Below are 14,137 nucleotides of genomic sequence, written 5' to 3'. Positions count from 1 at the left end.
AGTCGATCGGTAATATCCGTCCGGCTTTTCCGCTTTTCACGCTAGCTTTTGCATCATGGCCTCCGCGGCTTCGCGCGGAAGCGAGGTGACAACGTGCTCCGGTAGCCCGCGGGCCATTAGGAGACGATTGGCGACATTCAGGGCTAGGTTTGTCAGGTCCCGCAGTTCATCGGGTTTTACGGCGGCCATTTTGAACACGTCATCATATGAGGTGTGGGCGCTTCGATGGGCGAAAGCGTTGTGACGCAAAATAGTGACTTTATCCGCGATCGGTTTCGCCTGCGCTAGAAGCGCTTTGACGGCGGCAGTATCACCCGCATTCAAGCACCCCGCTGCTTTTACCTCCCGAAACAGAGAATAAAGACTGATCGTGCCTCTGTTCTTGTCGAAGACACCTGCGATATAAATCACGTAGGTGGCGAAGTAGGCATGAGGCGTGAAACGAAAGAACTCATTGTAGTGCCGCATCGTAGCGATGAGTTCACGTCGAGAGTCCTGCTCCTCAAAATAGAACCACAAATCCAGAAAAATTCTCGCGCGCGAAATATGCTGGGCGATGCGATCCAAACGCCTATTCAAGGGCAGCGGCTTCATCCACCAGAGCTATCCGATTCTGTCGATATCGGGTAGCCGCGTTTTGGTTTCCCGGTGCGCGGGACGAGGCGTATCACCTGACGTCATGCCTCATTCGGGTGGTGGCAGGCGACGAGGCGGCCTTGGCCGGCTTCGCGGAGGGGCGGTTCCTCGCTGCGGCAGATGTCGGTGGCATAGCGGCAGCGGGGGTGAAAGCGGCAGCCGGGGGGCGGGGCGATCGGGCTTGGGACGTCGCCGGTGAGCGGGGCGCGGCGGCGGGTGGCGCGGTCGGGATCCGGCACCGCGATGGCTTCCAGCAGCGCCTGCGAATAGCGATGGAGCGGGCGGGCATAGAAGGCCTCGGCCGGCGCCAGTTCGACCAGCCGGCCGAGATACATGACGCCGACGCGATCCGACACCTGGCGGATGACGCCGAGGTCGTGGGAGATGAACAGGTAGGTGATGCCGAACTCGACCTGGAGGTCCTTCAGCAGGTTGAGGATATCGGCCTGGACGGAAACATCGAGGGCGGAGACGGGCTCGTCGGCGACGATGAATTCCGGTCCGAGGGCGAGCGCCCGGGCGATGCCGATGCGCTGGCGCTGGCCGCCCGACAGCGCGCCCGCCAGCCGGCCGGCCATGTCCGGCGAGAGGCCGACGCGGGCGATCAGGTCGTCGACCTTGCGGCGGCGCTCGGCGGGCGTGCCGATGCCGTGGATGGCGAGGCCGTCGCCGACGATCTCGCCGACGGTCTTGCGCGGATTGAGGCTCGCCATCGGATCCTGAAAGATCATCTGCATCCGGCGGCGAAGCGGCCGCAGGGCGCGCGTGCCGAGATGGGCGATGTCGGCGCCATCGAAGCGCAGCGCGCCGCCGGTGGGCTCCATCAAGCGGACGATGCAGCGGGCGAGGGTCGACTTGCCGCAACCCGATTCGCCGACGAGGCCGAGGGTCTCGCCGCGGGCAATGGTGAAGCTGACATCGTCGACGGCGTGGACCTGCGCCCTGGAAAAGCCGAGGCCCATGCGGACGGGGAAATGCTTGACCAGGCGGTCGAGCGCGACGAGGGGGGCGGGCGCGCTCACGCCGGCGACCCCGCGGTGCCGCGGGCGGGGTCCAGACCCCATGGGCGGTCGCCGGCCGGAAGCCAGCAGCGATCGCGGTGATCGGGCGCGGCGTCGTGCGCGGCGAGCGGCGGCATCTCGCTGCACCGGGCGAAGACGTGGTCGCAGCGTGGGGCGAAGGCGCAGCCGGACGGGAGTCCGGCGGTCAGTCGTGGCGGCGATCCCTTGATGGCGCTGAGCCGCGCGACCTTCGGGCGATCGGCCGACGGCATCGCCGCCAGCAGGCCGGCGGTGTAGGGGTGCTTCGGCGCGTGGAAGACGTCGCGGGTGGTGCCGTATTCGACGCACTGGCCGGCATACATGACCATGACGCGGTCGGCGATTTCGGCGACGACGCCGAGGTCGTGGGTGATGAGGATGACGGCCATGCGGTAGTCGTCCTTGAGCCGGGCGAGCAGGTCGAGGATCTGGAGCTGGGTCGTCACGTCGAGGGCGGTGGTCGGCTCGTCGGCGATCAGCAGGGCGGGCTCGCAGGCTAGCGCCATGGCGATCATCGCGCGCTGACGCATGCCGCCGGAAAACTGGTGCGGATAGTCGTCGACCCGGCGCTCGGGATGGGGGATGCCGACCTGGCGCAGCAGGTCGATCGTCCGGGCGCGGATGGCAGCCTTCGACAGGGCGGTATGCTCGCCGAGCGTCTCGCCGATCTGGGCGCCGATCCGGTGCAGCGGGTTGAGCGAGGTCATCGGGTCCTGGAAGATCATGGCGATCTCCTTGCCGCGAATGGCGCGCATGGCATGTTCGTCGAGGGCGAGGAGGTCGCGGCCGCGGTAGAGCATCTGGCCGCCGAGGCGGAAGCGGCTGTCGGTGCGGTCGAGGCCGATGATCGAGCGGGCGGTAACGGTCTTGCCGCACCCGGACTCGCCTACGATGCCGAGAACCTCGCCATCGTCAAGCGTCAGCGACAGGTCGCGGACGACTTCGGCGGGGCGGCCGCCGATCTCGATGGTCACGCCGAGGCCGCGCATGTCGAGCAGCGGCGCTTGCTCCCCGGTCGAAGGCTCAGGCTCGGTCAATCGGAACTCCTTCGCATGATGCAGCCGCCATCATGACGCATCGCGCGGCGATCGGGCAGCGCGGATCGCCGGTTCCAGCCGTGTGGCGCGCTCCGCAGGATCGCTTGCGGCAGGGCATCGGCCGGCTTCATCTGCTGCCTTCACGGATCAGGGCGTCGCTTGACGGTTCCATCAAAATCGTATACAAAACTACGCTTCTACTTGCAACGGCTCACCATACAAAACGCCGCTGGCGGCGGAATCGGGTGGGCGAATGTGGCGTGTCGCCACGCAACGGGCTGGGGGACGACGACATGCAGGACACTGGCAATCCTTCGAAGACGACGCGCGCGGCAGGGGCGGCGACCGGCATCAACCGGGCCGAGTTCCTTCGCCTGTTTGGCGGGCTGACGCTGTTTGCCGCGACGACGACGGTGGCGGGCGGCCGGTTCGCGGCGGCGCTGGCGGCGGGCGCCGGCACGCTGACGGTCGGCATCAGCAGCGACATCAAGACGCTCGACCCGCAGATGTCGACGCTCGACGTCTTCCGCCACACCATCCGCTCGACGGTTTTCGAGAGCCTGGTCTTCATCGATCCCGACACGCTGCAGGCCGATCCGATGCTGGCGGAGGCCTGGACGCTGAGCGACGACGGGCTGGAACTCACCTTCACTCTGCGTGAGGGGGTCACCTGGCATGACGGCTCGCCCTTCACCGCCGGCGACGTCGTGTTCAGCATCAAGCGGGCCAAGGATCCGGAGGTCGGCAGCCCCTTCTCGGCGCAGCTCGAGCCGGTCACCGACGTGGTGGCGGTCGACGATCGCACGGTCAAGGTGACGCTCGCCGCGACGACGCCGGGCATCCTGTCCAACCTCGCCGTGGTGGCGATCGTCAAGGAAAGCAACATCGCCGACATCGGCACCGCGCCTATCGGCACCGGCCCGTTCACCTTCGTCAACTGGACGCCGGGCGATCACATCCGGGTCGAGCGCTACGACAGCTACTACCGGGCTGAACAGCCGGAACTCGCCGCGATCGAGTGGCGGATCGTGCCGGACTCGCAGGCGCGGCTGGCCGGTCTGCAGGACGGCTCGTTGCAGCTCCTGGCGCTGGTCGAGGCCAAGGACGTCAAGCAGGCAGAGACCTTCGCCGACGTCCAGGTGCTGACCACCAAGCCGTATATCCTCTACGAGAATTTCAACATCAACACCAAGCGCGCACCGTTCGACGACAAGCGCGTCCGTCAGGCTCTCGCCCATGCCTTCGACCGGGAGGCCTATACCAAGGCCGTCTGGTTCGGCCTCGCCCGGCCGACGATCAATCCGGTGCCGGAGGAGATGGAGACGTATCTGCCGGATTCGTCGTCGCGCTATCCCTTCGATCTCGCCAAGACCGAGGCGCTGCTCGCCGAGGCCGGCTTCTCGAAGGACAAGCCGCTGAAGATGGAAATCCTGACCATCGCCGGCTTCGACTCGCTGAAGTCGATGGCGCTGCTGCTCCAGGACAACCTCAACCGTCTCGGCCATGACGTGACGGTCCGCGATCTCGACGTGACGGTGTGGATCGACCGGATCGTCACCAATCCTGACTTCGACATCACCACCGACAACTTCAACACCGGGCCGGAAGACGCGGCGAGCATGTTCAACTCGCCGAACTTCGCGCCGACCTCGAACGTCAACCAGTGGAACCCGCCGGGCTATGCGGAGCTGCTGGCCAAGGCGGTGTCGGAGAATGACAAGGAAAAGCGGATCGCGCTCTATCGCGAATTGCAGGAACTGGTGCTCGACGAGATGCCGCAGATCACGGTCGACCACCTGCCGCTGTTCTTCCTCGCCACCGGCGGCGTCGAGGGCCTGGTCATCGGGCCGAGCGGCATCGACGATTACGGGCAGGTGACCGTCGAAGGCAGCTAGGATGGCGCCGGGCGCCGACTTGGCGCACCGGCGAGGTCATGGGGAATGCTTGTCTATGTAGCCGGACGAATGGCGGGCGCGGCCCTGACGCTGCTTTGCGTCAGCGCGCTCGCCTTCTTTGCCACGGCGCTGGCGCCGGGGAACCCCGCCGCCGTGCTGCTCGGCACCATGGCGACGCCGGAGCGCGTCGAGGCGGTCACGCGCCAGCTTGGCCTCGACCGGCCGCTGCCGACGCGCTTCGTGATCTGGCTCGGGGAAACGGTGCAGGGCAATCTCGGCGTCTCCAATCTCAGCCACAAGCCGGTGACCGGGCTCCTGATGGACGCCCTGCCGGTGACGCTGGAACTCGCCGGGCTGTCGCTGCTGCTGGCGGTGCTGGTGGCGGTGCCGACCGGGCTGATCCTGGCGCAGAAGCGCGACCGGTGGTGGAGCAAGCCGGCCATGGCGGTGATCACACTCGGCATCTCGGTGCCGGGCTTCTGGGTCGGGCTGATGCTGATCGTTCTCTTCGCGGTGACATGGCGCATCCTGCCGTCAGGCGGCTATGTGCCGGTTTCGCGCGGGCTCGGCCTCAACCTGCGCAGCATGATCCTGCCAACGCTGTCGCTCGCCATCTATCTCGCGCCGGCGCTGATCCGCTTCGTCCGGGTGACGGCGCAGAGCGTTCTCAAGGAGCCGTTCGTCGACACGGCGCGGGCCAAGGGGCTCGGGAATTTCCGCATCCTCTTTCGCCACGTCGCGCCCAATACCTGGATCAACACGATGACGTTCGTCGGGCTGCAGCTTGGCGTGCTGATCAGCGGCGCGATCGTCATCGAGGTGATCTTCAGCCTGCCGGGGATCGGCCGACTTGGTCTCAATGCCGTGCTCAACCGCGACTATCCGGTGGTCCAGGGCGTGGTGCTGGTGGCGGCGGTCGGCTACGTCTTCGTCAATCTCGCCATCGATCTCGCCTATGGACTGGTCGACCCGAGGGTGCGGACCCGATGAGCGAGAACGCGCCAGCGGCCGACGCCGCGATGCCCGGCTCCGTCGCGCGCCAGCCGCGACGGGCGAGCCTACTGCGCTTTCTCATGCGGCGGCATCCGCTGGCGCTCGGGTTGGTGACGCTGTTTCTTATCGCGGCGATCTTCGGGCCGTGGATCGCGCCGCATTCGATGACCGATACGGATCTTGGCGCCGCCCTGCAGGGATCGAGCGCCGAACACCTGCTCGGCACCGATCCGCTTGGCCGCGACGTTCTCAGCCGCCTGCTCGGCTCGACGGTGGTCGCCGCGGAAGCCTTCCTCATCGTCGTGCTGATCGGCGGGATCTTCGGCACGCTGCTCGGCCTGCTCGCCGGCGGGCTTGGCGGCATCCTCGACCTGGTCGTGTCGCGGGTCACCGAAGTGGTGCAGGGCTTTCCGACGGTGCTGGTCGCCATCGTCATCGTCGCGCTGCTCGGACCCTCGCTGGTCAACGCGATGGTCGCCGTCGGGATCGCCGCGATACCGGACTTCGCCCGGGTGTCGCGGGGCGTTGCGATCCAGCTCCGCGACCGCGAATTCGTCCAGGCGGCGCGTGGCCTCGGCGCCAGCGAACTCCGGATCCTTCGCACCGAGATCCTGCCGGGAATGATCGGGCCGCTGGTCGTCGTCGCGAGCTTCGACGGCGCCCAGGCGGTGATGTGGGAAGCGGCGCTTTCCTTCCTCGGCCTCGGCATCCAGCCGCCGGCGCCATCCTTCGGTTCGATGCTGCGGGAAGCGCAACAATATCTCAGCATCCAGCCGCAACTGGCGATCGTCACCGGCGTCGCGGTGACCGCCGTGATCCTCGGACTGAATCTCTTCGGCGATGCGATCAGCGACTATTTCGACGGGGATGGCCGCTGACCCCCACCGCCGCAAAACCATCATCCCCATTCCATTCCGCCGGCCGTTGGCTTTTCCGGCACCATTCAAGGACCTGACCATGAAGATTGATGACGTCGATTTCTTTTACCTGTCGATGCCGGAGGTGACGACCGACGCAGACGGCAGCCAGGACGCGCTCGTCGTGCGGGTGGTGGCCGGCGGGCGTGTCGGCTGGGGCGAGTGCGAGGCGTCGCCGCTGGTCTCGATCGCCGCCTATGTCACGCCGATGTCGCACGGTGTCTGTCGGCCGGTGCGCGACTCGGTGCTCGGCGAGACGATCGACAAGCCCGACGACATCCGGCGCATCGCCGCCAAGGTTGCCTATAACAGTATGGACCTGCTGCAGGCCCCCCACACCTGGTCGGGCATCGAGATGGCGCTGTGGGACCTTTTGGGCAAGGCGCGCGGCGAGCCGGTCTACAAGCTTCTCGGCATCGAACGCCCGGCCAGGAAGACGCCCTATGCATCGCGGCTGTTCGGCAACAGCCCCGACGAGACGCTGGCCGGCGCCCGCGAGAGCCGGGCCGCGGGATTCCGCGCGGTCAAGTTTGGCTGGGGGCCCTTCGGGACCGGCCCGGTGCAGGACGACGTCGATCATCTCGACGCGGCGCGCGAAGGCCTCGGCGAGGACGGCATCCTGCTGGTCGACGCCGGGCAGATCTGGATCGACGATGTCGAGGCGGCAGCGCTTCGCCTGCCGGCGCTCGAACGTAACCGGACGGTCTGGCTCGAGGAGCCGTTCCATGCAGGCGCGCTGGACGCCTACGCGGCGCTCGGCGCGCGGACCGACAAGCTGAAGATCGCCGGTGGCGAGGCCGCCCATGACGTGTTCATGGCCCGGCACCTGATCGATTTCGGCAAGGTCGGCTTCATCCAGATCGACTGCGGCCGGATCGGCGGCATCGGCCCGGCCAGGCAGGTGGCGGAATATGCGGCCGAGCGCGGGGTGACCTACGTCAATCACACCTTCACCACCCACCTCGCGCTGTCCGCCTCGCTGCAGCCCTATGCCGATCTCGCCAGCGACACGATCTGCGAGTTTCCGGTGACGCCGCGCCAACTGGCGATCGACCTGACGACCAATCACCTCAAGCTCGACTCCAATGGCGAGCTGTCACTGCCCGAAGAGCCCGGGCTCGGCATCGATGTGAGCCCGGAGGCTTTGGCGAAATACCGCGTCGACGTGGAGATCAAGGTGAACGGCAAGAGCCTGTTCAAGTCGCCGGCCTGAGCCCCGCTGTTGCGTGACCCACGGGTCACGCAACAGGTCAGCCGACGATCGAATCGAGGTCGTCGACGACCGCCGCGATGTCCGCTTCCGAAGTGCGGCGGCTGATGATGCCGAGCCGCAGGGCGGGCGTCTCGCCGGGGCGCAGAGTCTCGGCCTTGGCGAGGATGCCGGCCTTCGCAAGGCGCCGAACAATCGTCGCCGCCGAGATGTCGCCGGCCGCCATCTTCGGATGGACGGCGGTGACGACGGGAAGCGGGGTCTTCGACGCAATCGTCCAGCCGCTCGCCCGCAGCTTGCGGCGCAGGAGGTCGCCGAGCCGCGCCTCGCGCTCGACGCGCGCCGCCAGCCGGCGGGGCTCGACAAGCTGGCTCAGCACGCGCAGGCCGTTATTCGCCCGCGATCCCTGGAGCGACATATACGCATAGTCATGGGTCGCCACCGGCTGACCCGAGACGTTGAAGGACCGCGCCACGGCGTCGCGATGGCGCGTCAGGAACATGCCGCTGCCGCCGGCGCCCAGCGGCACCAGGGTCTTGTGGGGATCGAAGGTGATGGAATCGGCCAGCTCGATGCCATCGAGGCAGGTCTTCTTCAGGGCCGGAGAGAAGGCGGCGATGCCGCCCCATGGCGCATCGACATGCAGCCAGACACCCTGGCGCGCGCAGACATCGGCGATGCGTCGCAGCGGGTCGACGATGCCGGAGCCGGTGGCGCCGACCGTGCCGACGACGAGAAAGGGTGCGAAGCGGCCGCTCTTGCGGTCGGCAACGATCATCCGCTCCAGCGCCCGGGGATTCATCCGCAGGTCCTTGTCCATCGGCACGTCGCGGATCGACGCGATACCGACAAGGGTGCGGGCATTCTTGTCGATCGAGGCATGGGTCTGGGCGGTGACATAAACGGTCGGCCGCACCTTCAGCGGCACGACGCCGTGATGGACGTATTCGAAGGGCTGCGGCTTGCCGTCGGCGTCGAGGCAGAGGCCGGGATCGTAGGCCGACTTCGGCAGCTTGCGATTGCGATGGCTGATGCGGTCGCCGAGGGCGACGATCATCGCGGTGAGATTGGCCTCCGTGCCGCCGGAGGTGTAGTGGCCGTGGCCGGTGGCGGGGTCGATGCCGAAGGCGCTGAGGACGCGCTCGACGCTGTGAAGCTCGAAGGCGAGGGCGGCGGGATGCTGGCCCTCGACGGCGATATTGGCAGCGCGACGCTCGGTCTCGTCGAGCGCCGCAAGCGAGGCAACGTCGGCGTCGATGCAGTAATAGCCCATGTTGAAGGGGCTGTTGACGTCGGTATCGTGCTTGTCGGCGAGCGCCTTGAAGACATCCAGCAGCGTTTCGGGAGAGAGGTCCGCCGCGGTCGTGTCGAGGGTTTCGCCGATCGCCTGGTGGAGTTTCTCGAAGGAGGCGGCAGGCCTCGTGCACGGGATCCGATTCATTCGTATTCCTTCCGCTTGCGCCGGGTCGGTTTTCACGGTCATGATCATGTCATGCGGCAAGGTGCGTGGACAGTCTTCAAGCAAGCCGGATCGGCTTCCGGCGATTGCGGATGCGGCTGTCGATCGGCGAATGACAAAAGGACATCGGAATGACGGGCAGACTGAACGGTGAGCACATCGTGGTCACCGGGGGGAGTCGCGGCATCGGCGCGGCGATCGTCGGCAAGTGTATCGCGGAAGGCGCCAGCGCATCCTGGATCGACATCGACGAGCCCGCCGGACTGGCGCAGGTCGACTCACTCGACGCGCCGGAGCGAACCTTCTTCGCCAGTGGCGATGTGCGGTCGGCGGCCGACATCGGGCGCTTTCACAAGGCCGCCGTCGCCAAGCTCGGGCCGGTGACCGGCCTCGTCAACAATGCCGGCCGGAACTCCTATGCCGATCCGGTGAAGATGACGGAGGCGCAATGGGACGACGTGTTCGGCGTCGACCTCAAGTCGGCCTGGCTGATGGCCCGGGCCGTGCTGCCGGCGATGATCGAGGCGAAGCGGGGATCGATCGTCAACATCGCCTCAGTCCATGCCGACATGACCTACAAGGGGATGTTTCCCTACGCGGCCGCGAAGTCCGGGCTGGTCGGGCTGACCCGGTCAATGGCGCTGGAAGTCGGTCCGCAGCAGATCCGCGTCAACGCGGTATCGCCGGGCTATACCGAGACCCATCTGGTCAAGGAATTCTTCGATCGCAACCCGCCGGACCTGCGCGAGACGGTGCTTGGCGTCCACCCGATGGGGCGGATGGGGGTGCCGGCCGAGATCGCCAACGTGGTGGCCTTCCTCCTCTCCGATGAAGCGAGTTTCGTCACCGGCGCCAACTGGCGCGTCGACGGAGGGCTGACCAGCCGGTTTGCCGGATAGGGTTCAGCCGCGCGGGCTCAGCCGCTCCATTTTTCGCCGTTGATGGCGGCGCGCATGTCGCGTGCAGCATCGGTGAGGTGCACCCGCATCGCCGCCTCGGCGCCGGGGGTGTCGCCGGCGATGATGCAGTCGAGCACGCGCTGGTGGGCGAGGATCGTGTGCTCCGCATTCTGGCCGCGGATCTGGCGCCCGCGCCGGCTGAGAAAGAAGGAGCGCTTCAGCGCCGGCGCCATCGCCTCGAAGAGACTGGTCAGGATGCGATTGCCGGAAGCCATGGCGATCGCCTGGTGAAAGGCGACGTCGGCTTCGTGAAAGAGCTGTTCGTCCTCGTCGCCGGCCGACGGGCCCTGGGCGGCGCGCATGTCCTTCAGCGTATGTTCGATCGCCGCCAGCGCCGGGCCGGTGGCGCGCTGGGCGGCGAGCCCGGCCGACTGGACCTCGAGCGACATGCGGATCTCGACGAGATCGAAGACGCCTTTCGGGTCGCTGTGGACGATGTAGATCATGAACTCGCCGAGGGCCGCGGCGTCCGGCGCCTTGACCACCGCGCGGCGGCCGCGGGCGAGGTCGAGCAGGCCCTTGCCGGCGACCATCTTGACCGCCTCGCGGACGGTGACCCGGCTGACACCATGCTGGATGGCGAGCTCGGCCTCGCTCGGCAAGCTCGCCCCCGGCACCATGTGGCCGAGGATCATCCGCACCAGTTCGTCGGCGACGGTCGAGGTCGCCGTGCCGGGTTCTTCGCGCTTTCTTGAAACGGGGTCGGTCATGCCGATCCTTCAGACATGTAACATAACTCGGCCTCGTGATGACCAAGGCCGGCCCGCGTCCAAATCCCCGGACAATCGCGCGCGAGCCTAGAGAAAGAGTGCATTCTTGGCAAACGCCGAGACTGCCGATGTGCGGGTAGGCGGGGCCGGAGCCGGCGGGACTTTACAGACCTATACTATTCCCATAACCATAATCGGACACCTTGATGAGGTGTTGTGAGCTGGCCGCGGGGAGCGGTGGCGCTATGGGAGGATACCAATGACCGAAGGTTTTGCGCGGCTCCGGCCGCTGATCGGTGCCGCTGCCCTGCTTGGGCTGGGCACCACGGGCGCGCTGGCGCTCGACCCGACTCCGCAGTGGTGCGAAGGCGTCAAGATCGCCGCGTTCCCGGGCGGACCGCAGGGCGGCGTCTTCGCCAACAACGTCTATAACGGTTTCCGCCAGGCCGAGCTCGATCTCGGACCGGAGGTCACCTACTACTTCTCGGACTGGGATCCGAACAAGATGCTGACCCAGATCCAGCAGGCCGTGGCGACCGGTGTCGACGGCATCGCCACCTACGGCTTCGCTGGCGAGGCGGCGACCGGGCCGGTCGTCGAGCAGGCCTATGAGCAGGGCATCGTCTTCACGACCCTGAACACGTCGCTTCCCGAGAGCCAGGCGAAATTCGCGCCGCAGGGCTTCGGCTTCGTCGGTGCGCCGAACTACGACGCCGGCTTCGCGCTGGCGACCGAGGCGGCCAACCGCGCCGGTCTCAAGGAAGGCGAGCAGGTCTTCGTTTGGGGGCTCAAGGGCCAGGGCGGCGACCGCGGGCAGCGCACCGTCGGCGTTATCGACGCTTTCGAGAAGGTCGGCGCCGAGGTGATCTACCAGGAGATCGACCAGGCGACCAACGCCGACCCGAACGCAGGCACCGCGACCTTCGTCGGCCTGATGGGCGCCAACCCGGACGTCAAGATCGTCGTCACCGATCACGGCGGACTGACCTCGAATGTCGGCGTCTATGCGCAGGCAGCCGGCCTTGAGCCGGGCCAGGTGTTCTTCGCCGGCTTCGACATGTCGCCGAACAGCGCCCAGGCAATCGAGCAGGGCTACCAGAGCCTCGTCATCGACCAGCAGCCCTTCCTTCAGGGCTACCTGTCGATGGTCAACATCTGTCTGACCAAGAAATACGGCTTCTCCGGCCTCGACATCAACACGGCCGGCGCCTTCGTCGACAAGTCGAATGTCGCGGCCGTCGCGCCGCTGGCGGCCGTCGAAATCCGCTAAGTCGAACAACCGGCGCGGGGCCCAGCGTCCCGCGCCGCTTTCCTTTCCGGGGCACCCAGCGATGGCCGATACCGCAACCGCGACCGCAACAGCCACGAAGGCGGAAGCGAAGACGCCCGTCATCGAACTCAAGAACGTCACCAAGACCTTCGGCGAGGTCCGGTCGCTGTCGGATGTCAATTTCGCCGTCTATCCCGGCGAGATCGTCGGGCTGCTCGGCGACAACGGCGCCGGCAAGTCGACGCTGGTCAAGACGATCATGGGCTTCCACAGCCCGGATCCCGGCGGCGAGATCTATTTCCACGGTGAGCGCATCCACGAATGGTCGGTGGCGCGCGCCCGGTCGCTGGGCATCGAGACCGTCTACCAGGAACGGGCGCTCTGCGAGAAGCAGCCGATCTGGCGCAACATGTTCATGGGCCGCGAACCGCGGACCAAGTGGGGGCTGCTCGACGTCAAGCGGATGCGCGAGGAATGCTCGCGGCTGATGAGTGACCACATGGGCTTCACCTCGGCCGCCGTTCACCCCGACAACGTGGTGACGACGATGTCGGGCGGCGAGAAGCAGGGCGTCGCGATCACCCGGGCGCTGCATTTCGACGCCGAACTGGTGATACTCGACGAACCGACGATGGGCCTGTCGCTGACCGAGACTAAGAAGACGCTGGACTTCGTCTCCAGCATCAAGAAGGCCGGCAAGTCGGCGGTCTTCATCGATCACAACATCTTTCACGTCTATCCGGTCGTCGACCGGCTCTACGTGCTCGACCGCGGCCGGGTCGCGGGCGTCTACAACAAGTCGCAGATCTCGATGGACGACCTGATCGACCGGCTCTACCGCGTGGCGCGGACCGGCGAGCTGGAATAGGGGGCAGGCATGACCGATACCGCGGCGGGGAAGCCCGCCAACAACCGGGTTGCGCCTCCCTCGGCCCTGCGTCGGCACGGCAGCCAGCTTGGCATCATCAGCGTCGGGCTGGTGATGTGGCTGAGCTTCGTCATCGCCGCGCCCGCCGTCTTCACCAACGTCAACATCTATGCCGCCTTTGCGCAGACGACGCCGCAATTCGGCATCATCGCGCTGGCGCTGACCTTCGTCGTCATTACCGGCGAGATCGACCTCAGCTTCCCCTCGGTCATGGCGCTCGGCACCGCGGCCTTCTGCCTGGTCACCGCCTATGGCGGGGCGCCGTGGTATCTCGGCCTCGTCGTTGCCTTCGCCACGGGTGCCGCCTGCGGGCTGCTCAACGGCTTTCTCGTCGCCAAGCTCAACATTCCGTCGCTGGTCATCACCATCGGCACGTCGTTTCTCTTTCGCGGGCTTGAACTCGTCCTGATGAACGGCACCGGCGTGCCGCTGACGGCGAAGGAATACCCGGCGATGCATGCCATCTTCCGCGAGCCGGTCTTCGGCTTTCCGGTCCAGACACTGTGGATGATCGTCATTGCCGGCGTGCTCTGGGTGCTGCTCAACCGGACCCGCTTCGGGGCGCATGTCTTCCTTGTCGGCGACAATCCGACCAGCGCCCGGCTGATGGGCATCAACGTCGTCGGCGTGAAGACCGGCGCCTTCGTGCTGGTCGGCGTGCTGGCGGTATTCGCCGGCATCCTGACCTCGATCTACGGCTACTATTTCTGGCCGACGACCGGCGACGGCTTCCTGCTCAACACGATCGCCTCCGTGTTTCTCGGCGGCACGTCGGTGTTTGGCGGCACCGGCTCGGTGATCGGCACCTTCGTCGCCTCCTACATCATCGGCGCGATCAACGCCGGCATCGTCTCCGCCGGCATCAACGCCTTCTACACGCAGCTTGCCTTCGGCTTCGTCATCGTCATATCGGTGGTGCTGCAGATCATCATCGAACGCCGCATTCGCCGGCAGTCGCTGACCGGTCGGTAGAAGGACGAGCCTTCTCACGCAGAGTATCGCAACGATCGACCGGACCGGTCGCCGGCAAGCGCCGGCCCGGCCCCGTCGATCACATACGCTTCGCGCGGCGCATGGCCGCGT

13 protein-coding genes are annotated in these 14,137 nt (G+C 66.6%); 8 read left to right on the top strand and 5 right to left on the bottom strand.

Translation table 11 applies throughout. The features are described from left to right. Positions 1-36 precede the first annotated feature (36 nt). The 3 genes from BLT60_RS01170 to BLT60_RS01160 form a co-directional block, all read right to left on the bottom strand. On the bottom strand, positions 37-594 hold the full coding sequence (locus BLT60_RS01170; RefSeq protein WP_090874382.1) for an AbiU2 domain-containing protein: 558 nt from the start codon (positions 592-594) through the stop codon (positions 37-39). Between the two features lie 83 nt (positions 595-677). Continuing rightward, a complete protein-coding gene (locus BLT60_RS01165) occupies positions 678-1,700 on the bottom strand; it encodes an ABC transporter ATP-binding protein (RefSeq protein WP_090874381.1) in 1,023 nt (340 codons plus the stop codon). Further along, positions 1,655-2,665, bottom strand: a complete 1,011-nt coding sequence (locus tag BLT60_RS01160; RefSeq protein ID WP_090874380.1) for an ABC transporter ATP-binding protein — start codon at positions 2,663-2,665, stop codon at positions 1,655-1,657. Before BLT60_RS01160 ends, BLT60_RS01165 begins: the two co-directional genes overlap by 46 nt. Before the next feature lie 308 nt (positions 2,666-2,973). On the opposite strand from BLT60_RS01160, the gene BLT60_RS01155 reads away from it, so the two are divergent. The 4 genes from BLT60_RS01155 to BLT60_RS01140 all read left to right on the top strand — a co-directional run bounded on the left by BLT60_RS01155 (position 2,974) and on the right by BLT60_RS01140 (position 7,731). After that, positions 2,974-4,608 carry an ABC transporter substrate-binding protein gene (locus tag BLT60_RS01155; RefSeq protein ID WP_175478235.1) on the top strand — a complete coding sequence of 545 codons (1,635 nt, stop codon included), beginning with the start codon at positions 2,974-2,976 and terminating at the stop codon, positions 4,606-4,608. Positions 4,609-4,653: 45 nt separating this feature from the next. Further along, the gene (locus tag BLT60_RS01150) at positions 4,654-5,598 is read left to right on the top strand and encodes an ABC transporter permease (RefSeq protein ID WP_090874378.1); all 945 of its coding nucleotides are present in this window, start codon (positions 4,654-4,656) and stop codon (positions 5,596-5,598) included. Next, positions 5,595-6,479 (top strand): ABC transporter permease, encoded by an 885-nt coding sequence (locus tag BLT60_RS01145; protein WP_090874377.1) that lies wholly within the window; start codon positions 5,595-5,597, stop codon positions 6,477-6,479. The genes BLT60_RS01150 and BLT60_RS01145 overlap by 4 nt, the downstream gene beginning before the upstream one ends. 79 nt (positions 6,480-6,558) lie before the next feature. Continuing rightward, positions 6,559-7,731, top strand: a complete 1,173-nt coding sequence (locus BLT60_RS01140; protein ID WP_090874900.1) for a mandelate racemase/muconate lactonizing enzyme family protein — start codon at positions 6,559-6,561, stop codon at positions 7,729-7,731. 37 nt (positions 7,732-7,768) lie between these two features. Here BLT60_RS01140 and BLT60_RS01135 read toward each other — a convergent pair whose 3' ends face one another. Continuing rightward, the gene (locus BLT60_RS01135; protein ID WP_175478234.1) at positions 7,769-9,169 is read right to left on the bottom strand and encodes a pyridoxal phosphate-dependent decarboxylase family protein; all 1,401 of its coding nucleotides are present in this window, start codon (positions 9,167-9,169) and stop codon (positions 7,769-7,771) included. 149 nt (positions 9,170-9,318) lie between these two features. Between BLT60_RS01135 and BLT60_RS01130 the strand changes: the two genes are divergently transcribed. Beyond that, complete coding sequence (locus BLT60_RS01130) at positions 9,319-10,086, top strand: SDR family NAD(P)-dependent oxidoreductase (RefSeq protein ID WP_090874375.1); 768 nt, start codon at positions 9,319-9,321, stop codon at positions 10,084-10,086. Between the two features lie 17 nt (positions 10,087-10,103). Here BLT60_RS01130 and BLT60_RS01125 read toward each other — a convergent pair whose 3' ends face one another. Then, the gene (locus tag BLT60_RS01125; RefSeq protein WP_090874374.1) at positions 10,104-10,856 is read right to left on the bottom strand and encodes a FadR/GntR family transcriptional regulator; all 753 of its coding nucleotides are present in this window, start codon (positions 10,854-10,856) and stop codon (positions 10,104-10,106) included. 259 nt (positions 10,857-11,115) lie between these two features. Between BLT60_RS01125 and BLT60_RS01120 the strand changes: the two genes are divergently transcribed. The 3 genes from BLT60_RS01120 (at position 11,116) to BLT60_RS01110 (ending at position 14,026) form a co-directional block, all read left to right on the top strand. After that, positions 11,116-12,126: a sugar ABC transporter substrate-binding protein gene (locus BLT60_RS01120; protein ID WP_090874373.1), complete on the top strand. Its 1,011-nt coding sequence runs from the start codon at positions 11,116-11,118 to the stop codon at positions 12,124-12,126. Between the two features lie 61 nt (positions 12,127-12,187). Then, the gene (locus BLT60_RS01115) at positions 12,188-12,994 is read left to right on the top strand and encodes an ATP-binding cassette domain-containing protein (protein ID WP_090874372.1); all 807 of its coding nucleotides are present in this window, start codon (positions 12,188-12,190) and stop codon (positions 12,992-12,994) included. Between the two features lie 9 nt (positions 12,995-13,003). Next, entirely contained in the window at positions 13,004-14,026 is a 1,023-nt protein-coding gene (locus tag BLT60_RS01110) for an ABC transporter permease (protein ID WP_090874371.1), read from the top strand. Positions 14,027-14,137: the final 111 nt, after the last annotated feature.

The sequence above is a fragment of the Bauldia litoralis genome (assembly GCF_900104485.1).
GTDB classification, from domain to species: Bacteria; Pseudomonadota; Alphaproteobacteria; order Rhizobiales; family Kaistiaceae; genus Bauldia; species Bauldia litoralis.
This window is presented reverse-complemented; position numbering and strand designations above follow the sequence as displayed.

Coding starts and splice junctions, on each gene's coding strand:
- BLT60_RS01170 (WP_090874382.1), bottom strand. CDS start 594: ATGAAGCCGCTGCCCTTGAATAGGCGTTTGGATCGCATCGCCCAGCAT.
- BLT60_RS01165 (WP_090874381.1), bottom strand. CDS start 1,700: ATGGGGTCTGGACCCCGCCCGCGGCACCGCGGGGTCGCCGGCGTGAGC.
- BLT60_RS01160 (WP_090874380.1), bottom strand. CDS start 2,665: ATGCGCGGCCTCGGCGTGACCATCGAGATCGGCGGCCGCCCCGCCGAA.
- BLT60_RS01150 (WP_090874378.1), top strand. CDS start 4,654: ATGCTTGTCTATGTAGCCGGACGAATGGCGGGCGCGGCCCTGACGCTG.
- BLT60_RS01145 (WP_090874377.1), top strand. CDS start 5,595: ATGAGCGAGAACGCGCCAGCGGCCGACGCCGCGATGCCCGGCTCCGTC.
- BLT60_RS01140 (WP_090874900.1), top strand. CDS start 6,559: ATGAAGATTGATGACGTCGATTTCTTTTACCTGTCGATGCCGGAGGTG.
- BLT60_RS01135 (WP_175478234.1), bottom strand. CDS start 9,169: ATGAATCGGATCCCGTGCACGAGGCCTGCCGCCTCCTTCGAGAAACTC.
- BLT60_RS01130 (WP_090874375.1), top strand. CDS start 9,319: ATGACGGGCAGACTGAACGGTGAGCACATCGTGGTCACCGGGGGGAGT.
- BLT60_RS01125 (WP_090874374.1), bottom strand. CDS start 10,856: ATGACCGACCCCGTTTCAAGAAAGCGCGAAGAACCCGGCACGGCGACC.
- BLT60_RS01120 (WP_090874373.1), top strand. CDS start 11,116: ATGACCGAAGGTTTTGCGCGGCTCCGGCCGCTGATCGGTGCCGCTGCC.
- BLT60_RS01115 (WP_090874372.1), top strand. CDS start 12,188: ATGGCCGATACCGCAACCGCGACCGCAACAGCCACGAAGGCGGAAGCG.
- BLT60_RS01110 (WP_090874371.1), top strand. CDS start 13,004: ATGACCGATACCGCGGCGGGGAAGCCCGCCAACAACCGGGTTGCGCCT.